Raw genomic sequence first — 24,859 nt, forward strand, 5'->3', positions numbered from 1 at the left:
TTCGAATCAACCTGTTCTGATAGCAGATTTGTCCAGGCAGCCCGCCGACAAGACCCCATCCCTCCATCCCGCTGCGCATTGCCGCCGAGCGGGCCGCTGGAGACATCGTGTTCAAGTCGGTCATGGCCGGCCTAGGGTACTTTCCAGTCATTTCGAATCCTCGCTAATTACAAATTCGGCAAGGTGGCTGGAAGCCTTGTGTTCCGTTGGCTCGCTCGAATTCTGTGAAATTTCGGATAAGGCCTTGGTAAGGCCGTGAATGGCACCAAAGCCGATGCCGTCTAACCAGGTGTGCCACTTCTCCAGGGCTGCCCGGCGCTGCTGCATGGCCTGGGTGTGGATGTAGGTGCTGGCGATCTTCCCGAGCGTGTGGTTCAGCAACATCTCGCCGATGTGGCCGTCGATGCCGAGGTCAGTCCAGGCGGTACGGGATACCTTGCGCAGGTCGTGGCTGGTCCACTCGCCCTGCCCCATGGCGGCCTTCCCGAACGGTGCCTTGCGGTCAGCTTTGGCCGGAGCCACCTGCTCACCGCTGGGGGGGCATGTATTTTCTTCCGAAGGAAGAAATACATAGGGGGTTAGATTCTTAGAATAAAGAAGGGAGTCGGCGGTTTTGGTCTGTTTCGACTCTGATCCGATTCGGACCACTTCAGCCGAGTCGGCTGTTTTGGTCTGTTTCGGCTCAACGTAGATCCACTCCTTCGGGTCATTCACACCGATGTCACCCCGAGCACCACCCTCGCGGAAAAGGACACGCCGACGCAGCAGACTGGAGACCGCCTTGGAGACCGTGTCGGGATGAACGTTGATGGCTTTCGCGATATCAATAGCAGGGATGCGTTGAGCGCCTGCCGCGCCATAGATGCGGCCGCCCAGCTCAACACCGCATTCCTGCGTGGTGGTGACTTGGTAGCCGAGGTTCTCGGCGAAAGCTCGGTGACATTGGGCGAGTTCCTGGTCACCTATGAGCGAGACGTACTCCCGCCTCGCGAGCTAGCAAAAGCAACGCTTGATCTATACGCCGTCAGGTTCAAGCAAATCCGGGCAGAGTTCGCCGAGCGACCAATAGACCAGATCACCATCAGGATGATTGCTGAGTTCCTTGAGCCGCTAACCCCGCGAGCAAGCAACCAGGCGCGGGCAATTCTGATCGACCTATTCAACCACGCAGCCGCGAAAGGCCTTTGCCCAGATAACCCTGCTGCCAACACAATCCCAAGAATCGAGAAGAAGCAGCGTAAGCGGCACACGCTAGAAGGTCTTAAAGCAATCCGCGATAAGTCCCCGCGCTGGCTGAAAAACGCCATCGATCTTGCACTCATTACTGCGCAGCGACGTGGCGACATCCTCGATATGAAATTCGAAGACGTGCGTGACGGTTATCTGTATGTGGTGCAGAACAAAACGGAGAAGGCTTCGGACGCTGGATGGCTGAAGATCAAAGTTACCGATCAATTGGGCGAAGTGCTGAGCCGTTGCCGGGACGACATTCTGTCACCGTACTTGGTGCATCGGCGCCCGGAACGTAAGAAGAAACGTGAAGGGAAAGATCATTGGACAAAGGTTGATGAGAGGTTTCTCACCCGAGCCTTCAAAGATGCGAGGGATGCCGCCGGCTGCTACAGCGACCTCAAAGAAGAGGAGATGCCGGGGTTTCATGAAGTGCGCGCCCTCTCCCTTCATCTGTACAAGCGGGCTGGGAAAGATGGGCAGAAGATCGCCGGGCACACAACTGAAGGTATGACCAGAAACTACCAGAAAGGACACGAAGATGTGGTGTGGTCTGAGGTCGAAGCAGACCTGGATATCGGCGAAATCGCCGGATAGTTTTGCGCCCATTTTGCGCGAGTTTTGCGCGGGGCCGCCCATAAAAAAATCCAAGGACCGCTAAGTCCTTGGATTTCTTGGAGTATTTTGGTCGGGACGGAGTGATTCGAACACTCGACCCCTTGCACCCCATGCATGCCGAGCCTGCGTAACGGCATGAAAACACAGGATTTCCGGCCCTGCTTTCGCTGCAACGAGGCTTCACGGGTACGGACGCATCCCAACGATGTCACTTCAAAAGTCACTGGCCCTGGCCAGCCCGCCCGCGGTGTTCTGCCGACCATTTCCCTTCCTTTATATGACTCCTCACAGATCGGAACCATCCAGAGCCCACAGCCTGGCCGACTCAACGATCTCCAGCATGTCGACCAGGTCGCAGGCATCGACCTCTCGCCTCCGGCGCGCAGCATAGGCCATCTCATCGAGTACTGCTGCGCGCCCATCCGGATCCGTGACCAGGGCACCCTGGTCGTTCAGTTCGGCCAGCCAGGCCGGCGGCAGACTAGTTGCCATACGACCCCTCCGCCCGGCACCACCAGGACTGCGCGTAGAGCACGCCGTCGACCTCCTCCACGCCATTGATGTTCATGCCGAGCTGGGCCATGCCGTTGACCTTGGCATCGAGCAGGCGCGGGATGATGTCTCCGCTCGGCGTCGGGTTGAAAACCCATGCCTGGGTAGCCACCCGGCCAAGCACCTCGGAGTGATGCTCACCGATATGGATGTCAGCTTTCAGGGGTTTTACCTTGCGAAGCTGGTCCGCAGGGATTGCCACGCCGCGTACTCGGCGACGAACAACGAGGAAGTACATAGCTCACCGACACCAATACTGTATATAGATACAGTATCGTATACATCGGTGCGTTTTCGGGCAAATGTCGATCAGCGGCTTAATGCATAGGCGGTAGATCCTTGCCGCGAGCTTTCGCAATCACTCGCGCTTGGTAGTCGGAAACAGCCTCAAACAGGGACTCCGCCAGCAGACGCAGACGCTCAACCTCCTCGGCCGGCGCGCCCCTGTCCTGGGCTCCGTGGTAGTCCTTCATCGCCTCGATGGCCTGACGGATCAGCGGCTCGCCTGCCTCGACCATCCCTATAAAACTGCGCTTACCCACGGTACTGCTCCGATCAATAAACCAGCGCATTATAGGACGCCTCGCAGAGCTGCCCTGCTATTCGGGCACGGTCATAAACTTTCGCCAGCACTCCCGCTCGTTCATCAGCCCGTGCGAGCAGGTCGGAGAGCACCATGGCGGCGCGGGTGGCTGCGGACTTTCTGAGCCCAAATCGGGCTTAACGCTCCCAGCGACTTCGCTATGCATGTCACCTATCAGCCGCTGCCGAAAGACAGGCAAATTTGCCAGCGTTGCAAAACTCCCCCTCCAGGAAGCGCATGGTCTTAGCTACACTCCCATCGTTGTATCTGGCCCCATGATGGATTGGGCGCATTTTCTCTGCAGAGCTTACATTACGTGGCTTACGGCTTGACTCGCTTGGGCGTACCATTTTTGTACTCTCAAACTTCCGCAAAGGCTTAAGCGCCCCTTTCTAATTACCCTTATCACGGCGACAGGCCGTCGACGAGATGGCCAAAAGTCTCAAGTGAAGTAAGCCCTCATGCAATTGCACGCCGTGCTGTTCCCGGTGAAGCCATATGCCTAGTACTAAGCGTACCCCGCAAGGCTTCTGCACTTGGTGTTAATGCAGGGCGTCGATGCGCCATAAGCAAAGAGCCAAGTTGGATTGGCAAGTTGCACACACGATGTACGCAAGGGCCGCAGCGGGACTCCACGGCTTTATCACGAATTGCGGGAAACAGAGCTGTCATGCAATCGCCAAACAGTTGCGGCCTCATTGAAACGACAAGGGAGTCTCCGATCAATTCAACACGCGGCAGCCGTTCTGTGCTGAATTGATCGGAGAATTCCTAAAGCCTTGGCTTTAATCTAATTGGCGTCTGAAAAATAGGCCGGCGGCGTAAAAGCGCTGCTCATGCGCGCCCAGAGCAGCTGTTCGGAGCTTCCTTAATCGCGCGCAAAGCGATGGAATAAAACCGAGGGAAAACTAGAGAGCAAAATAAATAAAAATCAATCAACAGCAACATCGTAAAACCCCTCGACTTCCCTGTCTCGGCGCCTCTATCCTCACCACACCAAGCATAATGGCATATTGACACATTTGCCACCGAAATGTATGATTAACAACAGTTATTCCAACCAGCAGGAAGAGTGAAGTTGCGCAATAAATTGAAGTACACTTTAGGGGCTAAACTTTTTATTCTATTTCTATTTTTAGCTCTAGCGGCAAGCCTAGGCTTCCTTTACTACATTATTATGGAGCAGTAAAAGATGCAAGGAAGCGACGAAATTTCAATTGTAGATATCTATAAATTTATCTCATCGCAAGCCAGAGTAATCGTGGCAACTTTTATCTTAATCACAATAGCTGGGCTGGCATACACGATAACCAGACCAACGCTATATCAGAGTACTTCCATCGTAACAATTGGCAAAAGCTTAAGCTTATACACAAACACTCTCACACCGCTGGAGAGTCCAGAGCAAACATCTTACAAGTACTCAGGAACCTCCACTGTAAGTCCAGTAAAAAATACGAACATTGTGGAGGTCGCGTCAATCTCTACAGATCGGGAAAAATCGATTGAAAATGTCCAGAACACGATAAAAAAAATAGCAGAAGATCAAGGCAGGCTATATCAGGACCAAGAACAAAAATTTATCAAATACATCGAGCTGTTAAACATCTCAGATGCGTCAACAGCAGAAGTCTTAGGCGTCTTGCAAACCGCCTCAGAAACTTCGAGCACATACTCATCAGAAATAGTAACTACAGTCCTTCCCTACTCGGGAAAATTCACATCAAACTTAATAATCACCATCTTGGCTTCAATCTCGCTAGCACTTAGCACTGGAGCAATAAAAGAGCTATTTAAGCGAGCGCATGAAAAAAAATAGCTACCCTTCCGCCTCAGAGCCAAACACTTCAGATTATGCAAAAAAACAACAGTGAAGTATAGCAGAGCCCTAAATTAAATATCGACTTTAAAACCTCAGAGGAGGCGCTGAAAATTCATCTTTTCGCGCTAGTAGCTGTTTTTAAGCCGGTGTTTAAGCCCGCCGGCACTATTCCTGTCGTTCTGACGCAGGCTTCAGCCACGCCTTGCTGATTGGTGCGTCGTTGAGATCGTTCAGCACCTCAACTGGTGCGGGCTGGGGACGCATGAAGTAAAGAGCAGCGCCACAGCGAAGACCTAAACATAGCACTCATGAGCGGGAAAAAGCGGAATCAAGCGATCGGCCAGGCCGCGCTTACCGCCCATCCAAGGAATGATTGGGTTAGTCAATTTGCAAACCTTTACTGTATGGATAAACAGGTGCTAGGCTCGCCGTGCTTTGTGCACAGAGCGGGAGCCTTGGCTGGGCTTGCAGGTATGGTCTGCGGGTTCGGCGGTCAGCAGGGATGTTGACGCATCCCCGGTGGCCGCTCTCTTTGCATGAAGCCTTCGAATTTATTCCCGGGCGCTCACCGCCGCCCGCTTTGCGACTAGGGCGTCGTACTCTCGCTCGCACTGCTCGCCAGCTATTCGGGCACGGTCATAAGCTTTCGCCAGTTCTCCCGCTCGTTCATCAGCCCGTGCGAGCAGGTCGGAGAGCACCATGGCGGCGCGGGTGGCTGCCTGGCCTCGGGCGACAGCGGCGGTATCCGTGCCGGGGCAACTGACGATGGCAGCGAGATTGGCTGCGTCGCCGCGCATCCGCTGGCCAGCAGCATCGGCAGCAGCAGCGCCAACATCAGCCACCTGGTGTTCTTCTCTTGCATGGGCTCTTGCCTCCTCTTGCGCCGTGGCGCGTCGCTGTTCTTCCGCGCGGGCGCCGCGTTCGCCTAGCACCTCGGCCAGCCGGTCGCCGCTATCTCGTTGTGCTGATACCAAGCCGGATTCGGCCCGCTCTACCGATCGCCCGTGCTGATAGGCGCCCCAGTAGGACGCCAGCACCAGCGCAAGCAGTCCCAGTCTGATCACAAGGATCTTCACACCAACGCCCTCAGCACGCCTTCATCGATCACAGCAGCGTCGTACGGGTTGCCGCCGTTCTCATGAATGATGATGCTGATGACCATCCCGCGCAGCGTGGCCAGGTTCTTGATGTTGATCGGGTCGGCGATGCCTACACCAAGACGTTTGGCCACAGCCGCGGCATAGGCCTTGGTGTCGTTCTCGTTGGCAGGCGCCCAGCGGTGGATCGTTTCCAGCACGGTATCGATGCCCTTCCCGCCCACTCCAGACATGCCGTCCTTGCCCCGGTAGTTGATGAGCAGCTTGCCCAGGGCGCGGATGCCGTTCTCTGGCGTGTCGAAGCGGGCAAAGCGAGGCTTGGGCACTCCGACCTCCAAGCCCAGCTGGCCCTGCCAGGCGTTACGCGGGTTGAAGTCGATATTGCCGGGGTTGTTGTTCCGGACGCCGCGGGGAATGGTCATGGGTTCTCTCCAGGCAAAAAAAATACCGCCAGATGGCGGTCGGTGGGGTCTAGGTGAATCAGGCCGGCGGAGCGGGCCAGTCGATGCTGGTGGGGTAGCCTTCCTGCTCGGGCAGCCTAATCAAGGTCAGGCGGTACCGCTTCCACTCCCTCAGTAACGCGACCTCCGCCTCAGTTGCCTCCTCAAGCTCGACAGCGTCTTGCAGAGGAGCGATGACGGCGTCAGCGACGGCGCGGCGCTGGGCGAGATCGGCAGTTACCGTGGCGAGCAGTTGATCGGCGGCAGCCTGGGCCTTGGCCTCGGCTGTGATCGCTTGCGACCAATCGATTACGCCATCAGTCGAAGCGAGACGCTCGCCCAGCTCCAGGCCCGGAAGCTGCACTTGGCCGTCGGCTGGGTAGAGGTCAACCGGAAAGCGCGCGGCCTGGGGCGCATCGGCGGAGTGCGGCAACATGAGTGTCAGCACCAAATCGCCATTTATGCGCTCGACCGGGCCGGCCACAAATTCACACCCCACGGCTTCGGCAGGCAGGGTAGCGCCATCAGCCAAACGTGAGAAATCCAGCACCATACCGTTGATTTCCAGTCTTTCCCCGGCTTTGAAAACCGCAAGTTGCAGGTCAGACCGGACTGGAGAAAGTTTGATGATCATCAGAACCACCTTCCTTTAGCGGTGACTCCCACGGTCACTTTCGATGCGGATGTGAAGTTGTTAGACGTGCCTGGAGATTTCCAAACCCGTGGAGAAGCCGAGGCATATCCGACAACTGCAACCTGCGCCGACAGTTCAGCCGATGTGACTGGCGTGATATCAGCAGCGGCTGGCTGCATTACAGTTACCTCGACCACCGGCACATACGTCGCCGAGGAGAAAGCTTTCGGGTACGTCCAAGGCCCTACAAGCAAATTAGCCAGGGAGTAAGTGCACTCGACTCTCGCGAAGCATTCCAGTGTGCCGTCCGCATATGCGGTGTACTCGCCATTCGCATTGCTACCACGCTCATAGATCGCGCCCGTAGGCGTGCCCCCGCTCTGGCTTACCGTGCCCACAATGTCAGCCACGGCAGCCTTTTTCAGACCCAGACCTGTGCGGGCATCTGCCTGGGTCGTTCCGCCTGTACCACCCTTGGATACCGGCAACACGTTCTCGGTCGAGACGGCACCCAAGCCCGCCAACGTTGCCCCCCATTGCTGGACAATCGCGTTAATGGCGTCCCGGAGACTTTTGTCGTACCCCTGCACCGGTACCACAGCGTACGCACCACCACTCACCGTCGAACCTTTATAGGCTGGCAGAATGCTCAGCACCGTGGCGCTGGCAATGTTCGTTACTTCGTACCAATTCCCATCAGGGCCTAAGAAAGCATCACCCACACGGGCGTTTGCAGAAAAGCTGGTGCCGGTACCGGTCACCGTATTTTGGCCAGCCGCGATCGCCACGGTGCCAGTTCTGTACCAGGGCATGGATTGCTCCAACGATTAATTGAAAGGGAACGGCAAGTTGTCCGTTTTGATAATTAGGGCTTCTGGGTACTTATCCGTCGGGATGCCGTAGTAGTTGTTGTAAGTGACTGGCGCTCCCCAATACATCGTGGTCCTGGCGGCATCGCACGACATGAAGTAGATGCCGCCAGAAGCCCCATATGCCCCGTCCATATGGGCTTGCTGGTTGCTGTATGCGGGAAACGGGCTGCCGGGCGCCGACATTCCATCCATGCGCCCCTGGCCGAACGATCTGGAGAATGTCGTAGCTGCTGCGAACTCTCCCGAGCCAACCGAGATAAACACGCGAGCCACGCAGTAATAAGGACCAGAGTTGATGAAACGCGTTGCGAGCTTAGTCGCGCCAGCGAACGGAACGCCGTAATTGGCCGTCCCATTGACGACCGTTGGCGTGGGTGGGGCTGGGGCTGAGACCGTGGCCACGATGTTGAGCGGGTACTGCAACGAGTTGAAGGTCAGCGTGCCCGCTTCGTCGTAGCACTTCAGGCCAGCACCACTCAGCGTGTCCCGCATCGTGTCGAAGTAGTAATACTTCGTCGAAGGACTCGCGCCGATGTAGTAGAAGGTCGTGGTGTCGCCCGAGCGAGAAGACCCGCAGGAGATACCCGAGCCGACGATAAAGACAATCGGCGCCACTGCGCCTGTAACGCTGAACCCATGGATGGCATCGGTAATGGACGACTCGGCATAGCTGCTACCCTGGTTGGGCGGCAGGTTCGCCGACCTGTAGTCCAGGCGTGGCCAATTGACCAACAGTGTCATGTACCCACTTTTCAGCAGGCCATAGGTGATTTTCTCCGTGTCGAACAGAAGGCTGCCGTCCTCCTTGAAGACCTTCAAACCTGCTGACATTTAGTGATATCCGTAATGAATGCGGCAGTTCAGCGAATAGAACCCCCAGCCGCCGGCGTAGGAGTACTGCCAGGCTAAGGTCGCGCTGGAGGCCCCGACGGTCAGGGTCACCCCTGGGCGCTTTCCCAGATACTTGTTCTGCGCCGACAGCTCGGTGATGGCGTAGAACAGCTCCTTGCCGGCTGGAGGCAAAGGGATCGAGAGCGACCCATTGGCCGCTCCCGTGTCCACATACCCCATCATCTGGCTGATCGAGCTCGTCATGTCGAGGAGCACCAAGCCGTTAGGGTCATAGACCTTCAGGCCAGTGCTCATACGTTCACTCCGAGGTCAATCGCCAGGTTGCCGTTGGCATGGAATATCCGCAGGCGCTGGTTATTCAGGAGCAAGCGCCCCTGCCCTGCGACTGTCCCGTTGATTTCAAAGGTGCCGGACTTGTTAAGGATCCAGCCCTGCTGGCCCGCCACATAGTTGGTTGAGCTGATGTAGCTGCCGATCTTGGCGTTGGTGATCGTGCCGTCGGCGATGAATGCCTCGTTCATGAACACCTGTCCACCCTGCACGGCGAACGGCGACGAGAGCGTGCCGTTGATACCGTTGACCACAGCGAAACGGTCAGCCGACACCAGGAACTGACTCTGCAACCCGGCCGGCCCGTTCTCGATGCCAAGACCAATGCCTGCCGCCACATACTGGCCCTGAGCGTTGAGCTGCATCTTGACCGCCCACATCGTGCTGGCCTTGCCATCCGCCGTGGCTTGGGCCTGGCTGACGGTCTGCACAGCAGCATTCGTCTGGCCTATCGACGCTTCGAGTGTCTCGGTCTTCCGGACAATTGCCTCTTCCCGCGTAGCCGTTGCTTTCACCTCAGCAGCAAAGGCAGCGGTCGAGTTCCACTGGTTGATCGCCGCGGCAAGGTCGCCTTCGACACTGTCGTCGCGATAAGACGCCCTGAGCACCTGCTGGCTTTCGGCCGCCACAGTGACTTTGCCATCGACCTCGGCGATTTTGGTCGTGTTGGTGCTGACCTGCTGAGCGAGGCCATTGGCCGTGGTAACCGACTGACCGACGTCTATCCAATAGGTCACGTTTGGCGGTGCGTTTGCTCCAGAAGCGTTGGCAGGGACAGCAATCTTGGCCTGATAGATGCGGCCATCCTCGACCACCATCTGGTCCTTCGTATAGGCCAAGCCCTTGTCGTAAGCCTTCAACCCGTCAAGGGCATCAATCTGATCTTGAAGACCTTCGATCTTGTCCTTGAGCTCTTGGCCAAGCATGGACTCGTCAATTTCGCCGCTGATCAGGTCGAGGATGGGGCCTGCATCCGACCCAGACTGACCAAGCACGCCACTACCCACCGGGTACCAAGGGCCGATGTTTCCGGTTCTATCCACCAGGCGAGCCCAGAAGAACAGCGACACACCAGCAGCCAAGCCCTGCATGACGTACTCAGTTTGCGGGTAAGCCAGATCCGCCAGCTTGATCGCTGCCCCCAGGTCGTTCGACTGGCTGTACCAGATTTCCGTGCGCTGGGTGTCCTCGGCACCTGGTGGAATGCCCCATTTGAGCGAGATGCTGAAAAGCAGAGAGGTGGCTGTGAGGAAGGTTACCGAGGGCGGTAGGCCTTCCTTGCCCTTCAGTTCGGTCAAGCTGGAGTCTCGCCAAATCGACGCGATGTCGAACGAGCTGACGGCTCGAACCCTGGCCAAGTAGGCGCCAGCGTAAATGCCAACCACATCAACCGAGGTGGTGCCGGTGCGCTGCAGGCGGACCCAGTTGCCGTCATCCTTGCGCCATTCGACGTCATAGGCCACGGCGCCCTGCACTGCGGGCCAGCTGATGGTCATGGTGCTGACGGCAATGCCCTGATCCACTGCGTAAGCCGAGGTCAGCGTGACGCTGGCCGGCGGTTGCACAGTGGTCACCGGAATGACGCTGATCGGTCGCTCTTCCAGCTTGGCACCGGTATCGATCGCAGCAAACTTGCTGGGGTTGAACTCCAACGCCGTGATTTCGTATTCCCCTTCCTGGGTGCGCGCTGTCTTCAGCACGCGGAAGAGTTGCACCGCCAGGTCGTCGTAGTCGATGGCCCATTGCAGCTCCGGCTCAGGCTGAACGCTGTAGGCCACGGTCACCGTGACGGCACGGCCACTGACCGACTGGACCGTCCGGGCCTGGGCGGTCCCGTTCGGCAGGTTCAGGATCAACCGGTCGCCAGCCTTGATCGGCGTGTCACGGTCCAGAGTCACGACCCGTCCCGCTGCTGCCGAGATCCGGCCGCCATTCGGCCGCCCCGCTACCAGCTCATCTGCCACCGGGATGACGTAGCCAGGAAGCGGGATACGACCCTCCATGCCCGTCTTGAAGGTGACGGTGCGGTCCTGGCTGTTGCTCAGCAGTGCCCACTTGCCGCGACGCTGGGCTTCGGATGCACGGGTGCAACCGATGGCCGAGATCTCGATGGGTCGGTCGCGGTACCGGCGCTGCAGCGCCAAGTCGGTGACAGGGATAACGTCGGTGTCGTAGTTGTTGGCCGGGTTGTCGTAGCTGACCAGGGCGCGGCTGTAGTGGGTGTTGCGCTCGGCGCCACCATAGTCAAAATTACCGTCGATGACATTTGAGCGAGTGAAGACATAGTCGATGTCCTGCGCACGCGGCATGTCCGCCTGCATGAACAGCGAGCCGTGAGCCCAATACACCATGCCGCGATAGATCGCCGACAGGTCGCGCAGCAGTGTCCAAGCCTCGGCACGGCCCTGCAGGTTCATGTCACACAGGAATCGCGGCTCCAGGCCGCCGCGCCCATCCGACACCAACTGGTCGCAGTATTGGGCGATCCTGTACATCTCCCACTTGTCGACCATCCACGACTTGATGCGCTTACCCAGGCCGAAACGGTCTTCAACGCACAGGCCATAGGTCACGAATGCCGGGTTGTTGGTCCAGGCCTGCTTGAAAGTGCCGTCCCACACACCGGTATAGGTGCGGGTATCTGGATCGTAGTTCGAAGGCACTGGCCAGCGCTTAGCCCGACAGTCGACGGTCACCGTCGGAATGTTCTGGAACTGCTGAGCGTCAAACTCGATGTAGAGCAGAGCAGTATTCGGATAGCGCAGCTTCTCGTCGATGATCTCCGTGTAGCCAGCGATATTCATCGTGTCGGCGATGGTTCCGCTGTTCGCGTTCGGAGTGATGCGACGGACGCGCATCATCCAGCCGGTGGTTGCCTCAGGCAGGTCCACTCGCACGGAACGCTGGTAGCCACTGGTGGTTTTCCCACTCACCGCGCCTCGATGCGACTCAACGTAAGCGCCGCCATCGGTGGCGATGTCGATCGCATATTCGATCCGGTAGCCGTTCGTGTTGCCCTCGCTATCCTGTTTGGCCAGGCGCGGCCAACTGAAGCGCAGGCGCACGGCGGACAGTTGAATATTGCTCAAGGCTCGCGCCCATGGGCTGTCGCTGCGCAGCTCAACGCCAACCGTGGTTTCGTTCTCTACGGCCGGGATGCCCTGGATGTAGCTCTGATCAATGCTTCCGGGGCGCCACTCCCACTTCACGCCCGGAAAGTTGACGTTGCCGCTGGCATCCACAATCGGGGTGTTATCGAGGTAGATATCACGGGCGGTCGGGGTCCCGTCGAACTCCCCCTCGCCTACGGCGAGTAGGATCTTGGCGATGTTCGTCGACTGAAGGCTGTCCGGCGCCTCGACAGGGGTCTTCGGCTTGCTTTCTCCGCCTTTGGCGCCGGCGATGTTCAGGTGAGCTGCTGCGCCCATGCTTTCCTCCAGGCATTAAAAAGCCGCCCGGAGGCGGCTTGGTCGCTGCGTTAAATCAGGTTTGGTCTTCGGCGTAGATGGAAGCCGAAATGATCGCCCCGCCCCAGCGGCGCTTGCCGATGCAAATAGGGACAGGGTTGCCGCTGGCAATGGTGTTCTTGGCTGATCCGAAGGCGTAGGAAGGCAGGTTTTCTGGCGCAGCGCTCTGGGATAGGCCCTTGGCCTGGGGGCTGAGCATCTGGATGACGCCACCGGCTACAAGGGCAATACCTATCTGCAAGGTTGGTGCACCGAAAAAGCTGGCCGCAATCAAAACGGCCCCTACTATCGTCTGGAGTACTCCGCCGCGCTTGCTCCCTTCCACCACGGGAACTATGCGCACCTCCCGAGTACCGCAGCGCCCCATATCATCCATGCCAGCGTTCTTTCGATTTCGGAAAATGGCAAACCGCATTCCCAGCCCATTGAGCCGCTTTACCTCATCCTCGAACCCATCAAGCGTTGCCTTAAGGGCGCTGAATGCTTCAAAGGTCGTTCCCTTCTCTAACATTCTGCGATGCACTCGCCCGAATTTCTGAGCGAGAGATCCAGAGAGCTTAATAACTGTCATCGGCTCGTAGTACGCAGCTAATGCGGCCATCGTGATTCCTCAGGCATTAAAAAACCGCCCGAAGGCGGCTGTTTAAAACGTAGTTGGTTTAACACTCACATCGCCATTTGCGGATGTGTGCACTCGATATTTTTTTGTCTGCCCAGGCTTGATCAGCGCCTCTGCTTCTAGGCGTTCTGAGTTCAGTCCACAGAGGCCTTTGCCATCAAGAGCAGCACCGACCATCCACTCCCCGGCTGGCACGTTGAAATGAGCTTTTTCTTTCGGATTTAGCCGAGCCACTGGCTTACCGTTGAGGTAGACGGTTGCAAAGCATCCACCACCTGGAAACCCGCTATCCCGCGTCACAATTATCGTCCCGCCTTCGGCTACTTCAGCTTGGTAAGCGGTGACCCTATTTCCCGGTGCGCTCTCAGCTTCGCCCTCAGGAACTGGCGATGTAGCGCAACCAACCAGCATCGCCAGGCTTGCGGCGACGATCAGAATTCGCATGTGATCCCTCCTTGAAATCCGGGACTGTAGCAGCCGACCTGGCCAGGTATCCAGCGTGGATGGAAAGCCAGTAACGCGCCATCATTGCGCCATAGTAGCTTTGCCCCTCCAATGAACCGCCCCGGCCATCGCCGGAAAGCCCATGGACTGGGGCATCAAAGAACTAGGAGTCTGACATGAGTAAAGCTCAAATGCTTTTTCCCTACTTGCTGATCACCAAGCACAAAGACGTGGGCGTAATAGCCAGTGCCGTTGGTGAAGGCGGTCTTTTTCAGCACAATGATGGCGATCTATACTCGTTCCTGACCACCAAAAGCTTCGATCAACTAAAAGCTGAATTTGACAAGCCAGGAAAAGAGTACGCTTTGATATTGGTCGAGCAGTATTCCTACAATAGCGCTGGCGGCCAGCTTGCAAGGGTCCTCGACCACATCAGGTAACGCGCTGACTACTCCCTGTAAATAGCAGCTGTCCGTTTACGACTTCAACTTTCCCACCCTCCCCTAGCCGGTATGGGCCGCTCAGAACGTATTCTGCTCGCCCATCTTGTACGTCAAGCTCAGCGGGAGGGCGATCAGGTTGATTACTGCAACGACGGCACCACTGAATGGCTGGATTGTACGGATCGCTGTTATTCATACTCCTCCTGCGGCTTGGCCGCTTTACTTAGCGTCCCGATGACGCAACACAAGACGCGTCCGGTCGAGCCATGGCCCGCCGAACACAATGATTTCTGATGGCCTGCCAAGCAGGTGATGCAGCATGAATGGGCCTGGTCCGAAGATTTCCGCCGCTTCCCCCGGCAGCTGAGCGACGGCGCCCAGGTAAATGCCAGCGTGATTCGGGTGCGCGGTGCGCCCAACGGCCATGACGATCATGTCGCCGCGTTGCGGCTGGCTGACCTGGTAGAAGCCCGCCGCCTCATAGGCCTGCTCGTAAAGGCTCGGGCCGTCCGCCTGCTCCCACCAGCCCTCTTCTCGGGTGTAGGACGGGAAAGCCAGGCCCCACTCACGCTGGTACCAGTCCGCGCAGACCTGCCAGCAGTCCCAAGCGCCGTGCACGAACGGCCGCCCGAGCAGCGGTGCGTGACCGGTGGGCGTAACGGTGCGCAGGTCACCCTCCGGCCACGACAGGATGTACCAGGGCAGCGCCGTGGCCTCGCACATCGCCAGATCGCGGGACGAAGGCCTGCTGGTGGCATCTGGATGCGAGTGCACGATGCCGATCACCTCACCCTGGTCTTCTGCAGCCGCGTACTGCTCCGGTGAGATCCGGAACTCCTCTGTAGGATCGGTAGCGGTGTTGTCGCACGGGATGTACCGCTGGGCGCGTCCCACGGCGATGAGCAGACCGCAGCACTCGCGCGGATACTCAGCCGCTGCGTGCGCTTGCACGGCGGCGAGGATGTGTTTGCGCATGGTCAACTCCGGGCAATCAGTGAAACAGCCGGGAAGCCTCCGAAAGGCAATTGGTTGCCCTGGCCGTGGCGGACAGTGCAGCCAGAGTCCAAACAGCCATTGCACTGGTCCTTGGCCGGGTCATCCGTCGGGTTGCCGTCCAAGTCGTAGTAGGGGCCGGTGTATCCGCAGTTCGGACCACGGTAGCCAGCGGTCATTGCCCAGTGACATAGCTGGGTCATCTGTCGGCCAATGGACTCGCCGCCAACATCGCCAGGACTAGCCAGCTCCCAAGCGACCGTGGTGCCGTTCTCCGACACCTTCTGGTCGATGTACCAGACCTCAATGGCTTCCTCGGTCGGGTCGGCCTCCTGGTTGCCTGCCGGAAAGTTCACCGCATCCAGGTACCGCGCCATCGTGTGACGCATGGTTAGCTTGAACTCGAGCAGGTTGTCGAAGGCCAGGCACAGGGCTGTGATCCGGCCGTTGACGTTGCCGACGGTCAGCGTGGGGCGCACGGCCGTACCGTCCGAGTTCGCTTCGATGCCCTCGATCTGCATGGGCCAGGCGCCATACTCGTTGCCCTGCCACCAGATGGACTTGGCCGGCAGTTGATCGGCATTTACGCCGGCGGCGGCCAGCTCCTCTGGCGTGTGCGGTATTGCATGCCCGTGAAACCGCAGAATATCGGCACCGAAGTCCGAGCCATCCAGCTCAAACAGCAGTACCTCGCTGCCAGGCTCCAGGGTCTGGATGTCCTTGATCAGTGACATGCGACGTCCTTATGGGTGGAATGCCCGCTCAAAGGTTGCGGAGACCTTGAACCGACCGCCACCCACGGGCGTGGGCTTCGGATCGGTGCAGGTAAACAGGCCCAAATCACCGAGCGGAGTGGACCACAGAAAGGCCTTCGCGCCGCCGTGCCGATCGAAGAACTCCATGACCTTGCGGACCTGTGCCTTCGTGCCGGTTACGGTGATCGGGTAGCTGTCTTCCTTGTTGTTGGGGCCGTCGCCCACCACCTGCCGGTACCCGCCGCCGAACTTGGACTCCCGGACCCGGTAAGTGATGTCCGGCGTTTCGCCGCGCTGCGTCGGCCAGCTGAACGTCTCGATGGCCATCAGCGCCCTCCTTTAGTGTTCCGATAGCTCACCCCGCCGGGTCGCCACGAATCGGCAACAGCCTTCTCGGCAGCGAGCTGCATCTGCTTCTGCATGTTTTGCTGGAGGAGCGTTAGGTCGAGCTCCATGCCTTCGTCACTACGATCTACGACGGCCACGTTGACCGGTGCCGACACGCTTATCATCGTTCCCGAAGTGCTCGTGGTAGCGAGGGGTGAAGCGGGCCCAGGGCCGAGCGGGGTGATGGTGCCGCCCTGCTCCCCCATCATCAGATAGGTCTTGCCTCCCTGGCTCAGCAGTTCAGGCCCCAATTCGTTTACCTGGTAGAGCGAGTTCGCCGCTACCGGACCGCCGGCTGCGCGCTGACCAGAGACGAAGTTGTCCATGATCTGGGGGGTGTACCCGGCCTGGGTCGATCCTGCGGACGTGGTTCCGCTGCCGAACCACGCAGAAACAGCCGTGCTACCCCAGCTAACCAGGCTGCCCAGGAGACCCGAGGCAGCGCGTTGGGTTTCGATCCGGACCATGTCAGTAAGGATCGACTTGGTGAAGTCAGTGAACGATAACTTGCCAGTCATGGCGAAGTTTACGATCGCATCCTCCATCGAGCTGAAGGCGTTGGTGAACAGGGACTTCGTCTGCCCGGCGACATCCCGTGCCTGGTCCAGGTAATTCTGAAAGGCTGACGATGCCCCCTTACGCCAGTCGCCCTGTGCGGCCGTCATCTGGTCGTAGTTGGCGATGGTGGTTTCCTGCAGGTCCTTCTCGGTCTTGCGCAGCGCTGCCAGCTTCTGGTTGTACTCATCGAGGCTCATGCCGCGGGAGCCGTCACCGTACTGATTGGCAAGGTCCAGGCGCTGTTGGTTCATCCGGTCGGTGATGCCGTTCTGCTGGTCATGCAGGCTACGCTGACGATCGCCGAGACCAAGGCCGTCAGCGGAACGCTGCCCTTGCAGGCGCAGCGCCAGCACCTGCTGGTCGAGAGCATCGGTGTAGGTCTGCACCGCCCTGGCCTGCTTGGCCAGCCGGCCCTGCTCATTAGTCGCCAGCACCGAAAGCTCGGTATCGGCGTCCTTCTGCGCCTTGACCATGGCGGCGCGGGCATCCGCGATTTTCTGGTCGAGCTGGATTCGCTGCTGGGCGCTGGTACTGCTGCGCCCCTTGGCCTTCTCCAGCGCCGTGATCTCGGCCTCGTAGGCGTTCGTGACCTCGGCCTTCTGCTGCTCGATGATTGCAGCCCGTTGGGCGGCGTACGACTCTTGAGAGATCAGCCCAGCCTTCTGCGCTGCTTCCAGTTCCTTCTGGTGGCTCTTGTACTCGGCCAGAATGGCGCTCAGCGCGTTCTTCTGGTCGTTGAACCCGGAGAGGTCGACCGAACCAGTCCGCCCAGCAGGGTCCTTGAACTGCTTGGCGATGTCGGCCTGCACCCGAGCGATGTTCTCGGGCTTCAGCCGCTCATCATTCGGGTTGACCTTGCGGATCGCATCAAGAGACTTGTTGTACTCCTTGAGAGCATCCGCGCGCTTCTCGGCGTTGGTCCTTGCGGACTTCTCCAGAGCGTCGATCTTGCCGATGGCCACGATAGCCGCCTGCTGCCGCTGGCTATCCAGTTCCCGTGCCTTGGCAATCGCCTGCTGCGTGTCTCGCTGTTGAATGAGAGCTTTGAGCTCAAGGTTGGCATCCGTGAGCTTTTGCTTCGCAGCGGTGTCGTCAGGATCGCCGTTCACCGCGCTCTGCGCCGCTGCCACTCGTTGTTGCGTCTCTACGATGCGACTCGCGATATCCTGGTCCCGGCCAATGTTCTTGACCGAATCGACCGTGGCAGCAACCTCGCCACGCAGAGCCTTCCATCCGCGCTCCCAGATGGACAGATTCTCGGTGACTTCCTTGCTACGGTTTTTGATGGTATCGACGTAGGTGTCGGTGAGCAGCTTGGCTGCCCCGATGGTGTCGCCCTGCTCCTTCAGGGCAATGATCTGCGAATAGGTAGCAGCGGTGAGGAAGTTGTACTGCTCGTTTAGGTCCTTGGCGGCAGCCACCGGATCCTTGCCGATCTTCACGAACTCGGCCACCGTCTCCTCGACCGCTTTTCCGGTCGCCGACCGCCACTCCAGGGCTGCCTCGGTAATCTCGACGAAGCTGTCCGAAGCAATTTTGCCGCTACCGGCCAGCTGGGTGAGAACCTCGGCTGCGGCACCGGTGGTGCCGACGGTCGCCGCGACCTGGCGAGCCATTCCAGACATCTGATCCGCCGTTGTGCCGGCGGCGTTGCCGGTCTTGATCAGCTCCTTCTGGAAGCCGACCGCCTCCTCGCTGCCCGAGTAGTAGGCGTAACCGAGCACACCCACTGCTGCAGCCGCGACGGTGAACGGGTTCACCAGGCCCATGACGTAGCCGCCGAGTGCCTGAATGGCCGGGCCCACACCGCCAAACATATCCTTTAGCTGCCCGCCCTGCTGCAGCAGCACAGTGAGCGGGGCCTGTCCGCCCTGCAGGGATACCACGATGTCGGTGAACTGTGCCGGCACACCCCGCAGTGCAGCAGCAGTGGCCTTTGCCGACATCCCGGTCTTGTTCAGCGCAGCATCGGCACCGCCCAAGGCTGTGCGGGCCTCGTCGATCTTCGACTGGTACTCGCCGAAGGTCTCCGCATCGAGCGCGCCACTGGTGCGGAAGCCCTTCAACTTCTGCTCCATCTGGTCCAGTCGGCTCATTGCTGCGACGGTCGGGTCAATCTTGCCCAGCAGCTCCTCGAGCGCCTGGCCTTCTTCCCGATGTGCACCGGCGGCCTTCTTCGCCGCCTCGGCCTGGCGCTCTTCCGTGGCGATGAGGGCCTGAGCCCGACTGTTGATGGATGCCTGACGGCTGGCACTGTCTGAAAGAACTGCATTCGCCTGGGCGGTGACCTGGGCGCTCTGCTCGGTCGCCCGGTTGAGCGACTGAACGTACTGACTCGCCTCCAGCGAGGCCTTGGCTACTGCCAGAATCCTGGCCTGTTGCTCGTCGGCGGACTCGGCAGCACGCCGGCCGGCCTGGGCTCCGGCATCCGTGGCGCTGGTGAGCGCCTCCTGCACCTTGCCAGCCTGCGCAGCCTCGGTCCGAAACGCCCCCATGTTCGCCGCGGCGCTGCTGAACGCCGTGGAAGCGCTGATAACGGCGCGCCCTACGATGGCCATCTGCTGCGCCAACTCTGTCTGCTTGGCATTGAGCGCCTGCAGCTCCTGCACAATCTGCCGGGTGTCACCCTGCAGGCTGCCCAAGGCAGTCTCCCAGGCACGCCCGGTTCGTCCAGCCGACTCCTCGCTGCGCTTGCCGGCGTCCGTCAGCTTATCGAGGTTGTCCTTGGCTTCGACGGCATCACCGGAGTCGATCTGAAGACCGAGAGAGGCAATGGTGGTCATGATCTACTCCATCGATTCGGCCATGACGGCCAAGGCCTCAACCTCCATGACGCGGAGATCGGGAAAAATGTCGGTGAGGTCGCGGCGCTTGATGCCGAGCATTGAGGCGGTTGCAGGAATAGCGGTGTAGTCCAAGCCGGACGGGCCGCCCGAAGCCACACGCCACTGTGTGCCCAGCGCATCGAACAGGCGGAAGGCAGGCCAGGCATCCGGAAAGACCTCCACTACCTCCTCCGCGATGTCATCAAGGGTCAGCCCCAGCGCCGCCAGTTGCTCAGCGGACGGGCCGCGCTCATAGCAAGCCCGGGCCGCCGCCCTCAGTTTCCCAGTCGGGCCGGGCTGTAGGCAGCCTGGTAAGCGTCGATTACCGCCTTCGGTGCCCCGGTGCAAGTGCGCACCAGGTCGGCGATAGCCTCGGAGCTGAACTCGTCCTCCAGATCCCAGCCTGTGACGATCTCGCTCAACTGCTCTGCCTGCAGGGCGATTTCACCGGTGGTGACCTCCTCCCAGGTTGCCCCGTCCTTCTGGGCCTTCTCCGCCCAGGCGTCGCGCGCCTTGTTCCAGCGATCAAACATTGCGGACAGGGCCACGCGGTCCATGTAGCGGAACTGGAATTTCACCGGCACCGGTTCGGCGCCAATGCGCGGAACCTGCACCACGGCGGTGAAAGTGGGGTTCTGCGCGATCTTGATCTTCGCCATGATGGCTCCTTACGCACCGGCCAGAATGCGAACTGGACGGCCCGACAGTGCGATGCTGATGGTGCGCGTCATGAGGCTGTTCCGATCCATGGTTGGGGTGGTGGTGATGCTCACGTAGCCCGGGTAAAGGATCTGGTCGCCGCCTGGCAGCTTGAGGCGTACCACCGCGAGCTCCTTGCTGTCACCGTAGTTTTCGACCAGGGCGACGTAGGCAGCGGTCGGCTGGTCCTCGACGGTGATCGACAGCGTGATCGGGTTGCGGTTGGTCGGGAACTGGCGGTCATCGTCATCTTCCAGATACCCCACGGTGAGGTATTGCTGCTCACCGCCGGCCGAGGTGAAAGCGGTCACCTTGGAGATCTGCGCCCAGGCGGTCACAGGGAGCACCGAGCCTACGCCGGCACCCGGAGTGTATTTGTCCACGTTGGTGGTGTTGAGGCCTTTCAAGGCGAAGGTGTCGGCGGCCACGTTTGCGGCACTGACGGCACGGTCGGCGATCAGTGCCCAACCGGAGCTAACCAACAGGACATCGCCATTCTCAATGTCGTGACCGGCAGCGGTGGCCACCGGCGGCAAGGCATTGGTCAAAGCGGTGAAGGCGACGGCGGCGCCAAAAACGCTGGCGATTTCCAGCACAGAGCCGTTCGGCAGCGGGAATTTTGCGGCCATGGAGTGTTTCCTCGTTGTTGCCCGCCGGGAGGCGGTTGGTTATGCCCCAGCGGGCGGTAGGTCCGCGACACCGCGGTAGGTGAAGCTGGCCGGGACCATGTAGGTCGCCGACTCAGTGATGGCTGGGCCCTGGTCAACCGGTTCGGTAACAAGGCCCTCGAAGCCGTTGCGGCTGATTTCCGTGTCCACCCTGAAGAGGCTCGACAGCTCACCGACAAGGCTCTCGGCGGTAGCCAGAGGCTGGCCAGCCGGGCAAACGATGCTCACCTGGTATACGCCGGTGTACTCATAGGCATCGCTGCCCAGGTAGCGGCAGGTGGTGCCCGCTGGCAGTTGGAACGCCTGCAGGTAGGTTTCGTCGGGCCTGGCCTCGAAACCCTGTTCGAAGTTTGCGACCCGTATCGGGCGCGCCGCGGCCCAGGCCATCAGCTTGATCTCGATGGCCTGTCGTGCTCTTGCGTGGCTCATGCTCGATGGGTCCTGATGGCTTCTTCGACGATGCGCTGGAAGTCGGCGACGGTAACTCGCACCATGCCGCCAGGCGCCTGTGAGCTGTGGCCGTACTCCAGAGGGATGGCATACGGCAGGTTGTTGACGATGCAGGCGACCTCGCCAGCGGAAAGATCACCGGCAGCCAGGAGAAGCCTGTCCAGCGTCTCGCCGGCGCTCTCGATATCCTCGATCTCGCCTGCGGCTGGAGCGCCGGCGGTGAACTGCCAGTTACTGCGGAAGCGGCCGCCCACGTAGCCCTGGCCAACCCTCCGGACGCCGAACCCGAAGTTCTCGCGCTGCTCACGCTTGGTCAGCGGCTTTCGCAGCCGCAAACCGCCTTTCAGGTTGCCCCTTTTGGTGTAGTTGGCCTGGTCGGACGTGATGCCAACATTAATGGCCGCTGCCTTGGCGTTGTAAGCCGAGATCTGCTCAGCCGCGCTGCCGTGAGCCTCAACGTTCACCTTCCAGAGATCCGGGTTGCCGACCGGCGACATGGTCACCAGCCTCCGGCCGACCATGATCACGACCTCACGGAAGGTTAGGTCCATCGCCTCCTTGGCGGCCTCTGCGAACTGCTCCAACTGCGCAGCAAAGCCGCCGTCCAGACCGCCGTAACGGCTGGTCATGTGTGAGCCGCGGGCCATGGTCACTTCCTCAGTTGAATGGTCCAGGTGGCCTTGGCCGCGTCCTGTCCGACGTTCATGACTCGGTAGCCGCTGATGCGATCACCGATGGCTGGGGTAGCAGGGTCGTCTGTGACCGTGCCGCCGTCCTTCACGAACAGCTCGTTCTGCAGCGCCTTGAGGCGCACGTCTGTCGCCAGGATGCGCGTACCGTCGATCTCGCGGGCCTTGTACTGGCCGAAGACACCGCGACCGACATAGTGCAGCGTTGTCGCTGGCGTACTGCCGCCCTTCTCAGGGTCATAGGTGCCGGGTACAGACCGGCTGCCATCAACCACCGCCACTGCGTCGGCCAGATCCGTATCGAAGGCCTGGGCCAGTTCGGCCTGTAACTCGCGTCGAAGCCCCATGTCACCCCCTGACGATCTTGACCTGGCCGGTGCCCAGATAGCGCGCCAGCAGGGCCAAGGCGAAGGACTCACCCGCGCTGATGGCCTTGGACGTTGCAGAGTAGGTTTTGCTGCTCGACACTCCGTCCGCATCCACGGACTTGCTTAGCACGCCGGTTTCCTTCGCCTGGAACAGGTTGCCAGCAGCCGCCTCTACTGCCACCTCTGCGCCCGCCTGCACGACATCAGAGGGAACCGTGTCGAACTCGGGCAGGCCCTGGTTGGTGAGCCAGGTGTTGGCCATCAGCACCGCGCGCGCCTTCTTTTCATCCGGCGCCCAGGTCTGGCCCAGCAGCGCGTCGACCTGCTCGATGCTGATGTAGGTCGTCATTACGCGGCCCCGTCCAGCAGCTTCTGCAGATCTTCCAGGGTGGCTTCAGGCGCGAACTGGACGCCCTTCTCGGTCAGCGCAGCCTGCAGCTTTGCCTTCAGTTCGGCTTCTTCAGCGGCCTTCTTGTCGGCAGCCGACTTGCCAGCCTTCGAGCCTTTGGTCTCCTTCAGCGGCTCCGGGTGCTCGTAGCCATCGGGCGCGAAACGCGCATCGATGATCTTGTAGCCCTTCTGACGCAGTTCGGCCTTTCGCTCAGGGCTGACCGGGTGTTTCTCGTAAATCACTTTCTCGCTCATGGCGATCTCCTGGGAAGGCGCCCCGGAGGGCGCGGTACCGATTACTTGGTGGCGTCACCGATGGTCAGCACGCCGGCCGAGGCCTTGATGCTGTTCGCCACCAGATCCCAGTTGGTACCGGTGGACAGCTCGGCGTTGGTCGGCGACTTGCCGCCGTTGGCGGTGTCCCAGGTGTAGCCCTTGAGGCCCAGGCCGAAGGTGTAGTCGGCCTGCATGGTGGTCTCGATACGCTCCTTGCCGTTGGAGGTCTCGATGTTGGTGATCAGGTCAGAGCCATCCATCACCACCGCGGCGCCGTCGGCCAGGCTGAGCACCTTCTGCTTGTTCGGGGTGCCGGCCTCGTACAGCGCAGGGGCATCGGTGATGATCACGGCTTTGCCGAGGATGTCGACCACCTGCACGCCGGAAAACTGGAACAAGCGCTCGGCGTTGGCGAGGTTCTGGCCGACCAGTTTGTGATACATGGCGCCGGTCATGACCTGGGCAACCAGGCGCTGCGAGGCGTCACCGAACAGGGCGTGAGCGTTGTTGATCGCGACGTAGGTCACGCCAGCAGTCGCCGAAACGTCGTTGGTGGCGGTCGGCTGGTTGCCAATGGCACCGGCCAGGGCCGAGATGGCAGTGTTCAGCTGGTCCGCCATGATGGCTTCGGACAGGTTGCGGCTGATCACTTCCAGCGCTTCTTCCGGGTTCTTCTGGATCCAGGAGAGCTGGGAAGGCTCCCACAGGATCGGGCCGAAGCCGCCGGCGATCTTCACCGAGTCGTACTGCTTCTGGGCCAGCGGGGTGGACGCCTGGGCGCCGTTGGCAGCGTAGCGGTCGACGCGACGCTGGGCGCCGTGCAGACCTGCCCAGAACGATTCCTGCAGGAAGTCGCCGTCGATGCCCTGGGTAGTCAGGCGGATGGCACCGGCCGAGGATGCGTTGAACTTCTCGACATCCTGAGCCAGGGTCTCGATGGTGGTGCGCTTGAGGTATTCGTTGAACACCTTCATGTTCGAAAGGGCCATTGGGCCTCCTTATTCGCTTGCGGTCAGGCCCTTGATGGCTTCCAGGCGTTCAGCCTTGGTGCCACCGAAGTTGCCCTTCGTGGTTTTGTGCTGGCCACCGCCGTTCGGCGCGCCGCCGCCATTGGCGCCGGAGCTCTTCAGGATGTGGTCGCGATGGGGGTACTGCGAGACGAGGGTTTCCAGCGCTTCGTTGAAGTCGGCCAGCTCACCCGGGCGGCTGCGGCTGAAGATCTTCTGGCCCTGGGCGTCATAGGCGACGACCTTGCCCTCTTCGATCTTGAAGCTGTTGCCGAAGGTGGCCTGGACCATGTCAGCCGGCACCGCCATCTTCTCGGCGATGAACTGCGAGCGGGCGAAGCTGCCGCCGATCTTCTCGGCATACAGCTGCTGCTCGAAGGCCTGCGCCTTGCCGTTGGCTTCATCCAGCTGGGTTTGGAAGGCCTTGCTGATTTCGCCCTTCACCTTCTCGATCTCGCCGGCATCCACCAGCTTCTTGGCGTCGAGGTTGGCCACGATCTCCAGGGCTTTCTTGGCGGCCGCAGCATCTTCGATGCCTTCGAACGCCTTCGCAGTTTTCTCGAAGCTGTCCGCGCGCTCGCGGTGCGACTTCGCCTCGGCATTCAGCCGGGTGATGGTGTTGCGAGTGCCGACCGCATCGAAGGCGACGTCCTTGCCGTCGTCATCGGTGTATACGGGCTTTCCATCTTCGATCACTGCGTACTGCTTGCCATCCACTTCAACGGTTTTGAGTTTCATCTCGTCTCTCTGGGCCATCCGGCCTGTTGGTGAGCCATCCGGCCCCAGGTCGC

At 60.0% G+C, this 24,859-nt stretch carries 29 protein-coding genes and 4 pseudogenes; 3 read left to right on the forward strand and 30 right to left on the reverse strand.

Translation table 11 applies throughout. The features are described from left to right. Positions 1-147 precede the first annotated feature (147 nt). Positions 148-474 (reverse strand): annotated as a pseudogene (locus C4Q26_RS28030) (site-specific integrase); the annotation flags it as partial. Next, positions 472-852 (reverse strand): annotated as a pseudogene (locus tag C4Q26_RS01710) (replication protein); the annotation flags it as partial. The pseudogenes C4Q26_RS28030 and C4Q26_RS01710, both read right to left, overlap by 3 nt. Between C4Q26_RS01710 and C4Q26_RS01715 the strand changes: the two are divergent. Beyond that, positions 799-1,827 carry a tyrosine-type recombinase/integrase gene (locus C4Q26_RS01715; protein WP_256583357.1) on the forward strand — a complete coding sequence of 343 codons (1,029 nt, stop codon included), beginning with the start codon at positions 799-801 and terminating at the stop codon, positions 1,825-1,827. The pseudogene C4Q26_RS01710 and the gene C4Q26_RS01715 sit on opposite strands and share 54 nt — an antisense overlap. A 306-nt stretch (positions 1,828-2,133) precedes the next feature. On the opposite strand, the gene C4Q26_RS01720 is transcribed toward C4Q26_RS01715, so the two are convergent. From C4Q26_RS01720 to C4Q26_RS01735, 4 genes and pseudogenes are all read right to left on the reverse strand, one after another. Further along, positions 2,134-2,340 (reverse strand): hypothetical protein, encoded by a 207-nt coding sequence (locus tag C4Q26_RS01720; RefSeq protein WP_104882620.1) that lies wholly within the window; start codon positions 2,338-2,340, stop codon positions 2,134-2,136. Then, a complete protein-coding gene (locus tag C4Q26_RS01725) occupies positions 2,330-2,638 on the reverse strand; it encodes a hypothetical protein (RefSeq protein ID WP_023379863.1) in 309 nt (102 codons plus the stop codon). The genes C4Q26_RS01720 and C4Q26_RS01725 overlap by 11 nt, the downstream gene beginning before the upstream one ends. 79 nt (positions 2,639-2,717) lie before the next feature. Then, on the reverse strand, positions 2,718-2,942 hold the full coding sequence (locus C4Q26_RS01730; RefSeq protein ID WP_104884017.1) for a hypothetical protein: 225 nt from the start codon (positions 2,940-2,942) through the stop codon (positions 2,718-2,720). 13 nt (positions 2,943-2,955) lie between these two features. After that, positions 2,956-3,105: pseudogene (locus C4Q26_RS01735) on the reverse strand (DUF2514 family protein); the annotation flags it as partial. Between the two features lie 1,070 nt (positions 3,106-4,175). On the opposite strand from C4Q26_RS01735, the gene C4Q26_RS27810 reads away from it, so the two are divergent. Next, complete coding sequence (locus C4Q26_RS27810; RefSeq protein WP_158664874.1) at positions 4,176-4,802, forward strand: hypothetical protein; 627 nt, start codon at positions 4,176-4,178, stop codon at positions 4,800-4,802. A 222-nt stretch (positions 4,803-5,024) separates the two neighbouring features. On the opposite strand, the pseudogene C4Q26_RS01740 reads toward C4Q26_RS27810, so the two are convergent. From C4Q26_RS01740 to C4Q26_RS01785, 10 genes and pseudogenes are all read right to left on the reverse strand, one after another. Further along, positions 5,025-5,191 (reverse strand): annotated as a pseudogene (locus tag C4Q26_RS01740) (DNA adenine methylase); the annotation flags it as partial. Positions 5,192-5,356: 165 nt separating this feature from the next. Continuing rightward, positions 5,357-5,881 carry a DUF2514 domain-containing protein gene (locus C4Q26_RS01745; protein WP_104882621.1) on the reverse strand — a complete coding sequence of 175 codons (525 nt, stop codon included), beginning with the start codon at positions 5,879-5,881 and terminating at the stop codon, positions 5,357-5,359. Then, positions 5,878-6,324 (reverse strand): structural protein P5, encoded by a 447-nt coding sequence (locus C4Q26_RS01750; protein ID WP_104882622.1) that lies wholly within the window; start codon positions 6,322-6,324, stop codon positions 5,878-5,880. The genes C4Q26_RS01745 and C4Q26_RS01750 overlap by 4 nt, the downstream gene beginning before the upstream one ends. Before the next feature lie 58 nt (positions 6,325-6,382). Next, entirely contained in the window at positions 6,383-6,976 is a 594-nt protein-coding gene (locus tag C4Q26_RS01755; RefSeq protein ID WP_256583358.1) for a tail fiber assembly protein, read from the reverse strand. Continuing rightward, positions 6,976-7,788 carry a phage tail protein gene (locus C4Q26_RS01760; RefSeq protein WP_104882623.1) on the reverse strand — a complete coding sequence of 271 codons (813 nt, stop codon included), beginning with the start codon at positions 7,786-7,788 and terminating at the stop codon, positions 6,976-6,978. The genes C4Q26_RS01755 and C4Q26_RS01760 overlap by 1 nt, the downstream gene beginning before the upstream one ends. Before the next feature lie 15 nt (positions 7,789-7,803). Continuing rightward, positions 7,804-8,679, reverse strand: a complete 876-nt coding sequence (locus tag C4Q26_RS01765) for a hypothetical protein (protein ID WP_104882624.1) — start codon at positions 8,677-8,679, stop codon at positions 7,804-7,806. Continuing rightward, positions 8,680-8,994, reverse strand: coding sequence for a hypothetical protein (locus C4Q26_RS01770; RefSeq protein WP_104882625.1), 315 nt, complete (start codon positions 8,992-8,994; stop codon positions 8,680-8,682). Continuing rightward, positions 8,991-12,458 (reverse strand): host specificity protein J, encoded by a 3,468-nt coding sequence (locus tag C4Q26_RS01775; protein ID WP_104882626.1) that lies wholly within the window; start codon positions 12,456-12,458, stop codon positions 8,991-8,993. The genes C4Q26_RS01770 and C4Q26_RS01775 overlap by 4 nt, the downstream gene beginning before the upstream one ends. A gap of 55 nt (positions 12,459-12,513) precedes the next feature. Further along, positions 12,514-13,098 carry a tail assembly protein gene (locus C4Q26_RS01780; RefSeq protein WP_023379947.1) on the reverse strand — a complete coding sequence of 195 codons (585 nt, stop codon included), beginning with the start codon at positions 13,096-13,098 and terminating at the stop codon, positions 12,514-12,516. A 42-nt stretch (positions 13,099-13,140) separates the two neighbouring features. Then, entirely contained in the window at positions 13,141-13,560 is a 420-nt protein-coding gene (locus C4Q26_RS01785; protein ID WP_023379946.1) for a hypothetical protein, read from the reverse strand. A 176-nt stretch (positions 13,561-13,736) separates the two neighbouring features. On the opposite strand from C4Q26_RS01785, the gene C4Q26_RS01790 reads away from it, so the two are divergent. Next, a complete protein-coding gene (locus C4Q26_RS01790; RefSeq protein ID WP_104882627.1) occupies positions 13,737-14,000 on the forward strand; it encodes a hypothetical protein in 264 nt (87 codons plus the stop codon). A gap of 222 nt (positions 14,001-14,222) precedes the next feature. On the opposite strand, the gene C4Q26_RS01795 is transcribed toward C4Q26_RS01790, so the two are convergent. The 14 genes from C4Q26_RS01795 to C4Q26_RS01860 all read right to left on the reverse strand — a co-directional run bounded on the left by C4Q26_RS01795 (position 14,223) and on the right by C4Q26_RS01860 (position 24,806). Further along, a complete protein-coding gene (locus tag C4Q26_RS01795; RefSeq protein WP_104882628.1) occupies positions 14,223-14,978 on the reverse strand; it encodes a C40 family peptidase in 756 nt (251 codons plus the stop codon). Between the two features lie 2 nt (positions 14,979-14,980). Next, positions 14,981-15,730 carry a phage minor tail protein L gene (locus C4Q26_RS01800; RefSeq protein WP_104881564.1) on the reverse strand — a complete coding sequence of 250 codons (750 nt, stop codon included), beginning with the start codon at positions 15,728-15,730 and terminating at the stop codon, positions 14,981-14,983. Positions 15,731-15,739: 9 nt separating this feature from the next. After that, positions 15,740-16,078, reverse strand: coding sequence for a phage tail protein (locus C4Q26_RS01805; RefSeq protein ID WP_023379938.1), 339 nt, complete (start codon positions 16,076-16,078; stop codon positions 15,740-15,742). Further along, positions 16,078-19,479, reverse strand: coding sequence for a phage tail tape measure protein (locus C4Q26_RS01810; RefSeq protein WP_104882629.1), 3,402 nt, complete (start codon positions 19,477-19,479; stop codon positions 16,078-16,080). Before C4Q26_RS01810 ends, C4Q26_RS01805 begins: the two co-directional genes overlap by 1 nt. 3 nt (positions 19,480-19,482) lie before the next feature. Further along, complete coding sequence (locus C4Q26_RS01815; RefSeq protein ID WP_371919579.1) at positions 19,483-19,704, reverse strand: DUF1799 domain-containing protein; 222 nt, start codon at positions 19,702-19,704, stop codon at positions 19,483-19,485. 92 nt (positions 19,705-19,796) lie between these two features. Further along, positions 19,797-20,180 carry a phage tail assembly chaperone gene (locus C4Q26_RS01820; RefSeq protein WP_104882630.1) on the reverse strand — a complete coding sequence of 128 codons (384 nt, stop codon included), beginning with the start codon at positions 20,178-20,180 and terminating at the stop codon, positions 19,797-19,799. A gap of 9 nt (positions 20,181-20,189) precedes the next feature. Next, a complete protein-coding gene (locus C4Q26_RS01825; protein ID WP_023379931.1) occupies positions 20,190-20,849 on the reverse strand; it encodes a phage tail protein in 660 nt (219 codons plus the stop codon). Between the two features lie 39 nt (positions 20,850-20,888). Continuing rightward, complete coding sequence (locus tag C4Q26_RS01830; protein ID WP_104882631.1) at positions 20,889-21,317, reverse strand: phage tail terminator-like protein; 429 nt, start codon at positions 21,315-21,317, stop codon at positions 20,889-20,891. After that, positions 21,314-21,967 (reverse strand): hypothetical protein, encoded by a 654-nt coding sequence (locus C4Q26_RS01835; protein WP_256583360.1) that lies wholly within the window; start codon positions 21,965-21,967, stop codon positions 21,314-21,316. The genes C4Q26_RS01830 and C4Q26_RS01835 overlap by 4 nt, the downstream gene beginning before the upstream one ends. Positions 21,968-21,987: 20 nt before the next feature. Continuing rightward, entirely contained in the window at positions 21,988-22,374 is a 387-nt protein-coding gene (locus C4Q26_RS01840; protein WP_023379926.1) for a hypothetical protein, read from the reverse strand. Between the two features lies 1 nt (position 22,375). Further along, positions 22,376-22,744, reverse strand: coding sequence for a hypothetical protein (locus tag C4Q26_RS01845; protein WP_023379924.1), 369 nt, complete (start codon positions 22,742-22,744; stop codon positions 22,376-22,378). Next, the gene (locus C4Q26_RS01850) at positions 22,744-23,040 is read right to left on the reverse strand and encodes a hypothetical protein (protein WP_104882633.1); all 297 of its coding nucleotides are present in this window, start codon (positions 23,038-23,040) and stop codon (positions 22,744-22,746) included. Before C4Q26_RS01850 ends, C4Q26_RS01845 begins: the two co-directional genes overlap by 1 nt. 41 nt (positions 23,041-23,081) lie before the next feature. Continuing rightward, complete coding sequence (locus C4Q26_RS01855; protein WP_013972416.1) at positions 23,082-24,050, reverse strand: major capsid protein; 969 nt, start codon at positions 24,048-24,050, stop codon at positions 23,082-23,084. A 9-nt stretch (positions 24,051-24,059) separates the two neighbouring features. Further along, complete coding sequence (locus C4Q26_RS01860; RefSeq protein WP_104882634.1) at positions 24,060-24,806, reverse strand: DUF6651 domain-containing protein; 747 nt, start codon at positions 24,804-24,806, stop codon at positions 24,060-24,062. Positions 24,807-24,859: the final 53 nt, after the last annotated feature.

It is taken from the genome of Pseudomonas sp. SWI44, from assembly GCF_002947915.1.
In the GTDB taxonomy this organism is placed as follows: domain Bacteria; phylum Pseudomonadota; class Gammaproteobacteria; order Pseudomonadales; family Pseudomonadaceae; genus Aquipseudomonas; species Aquipseudomonas taiwanensis.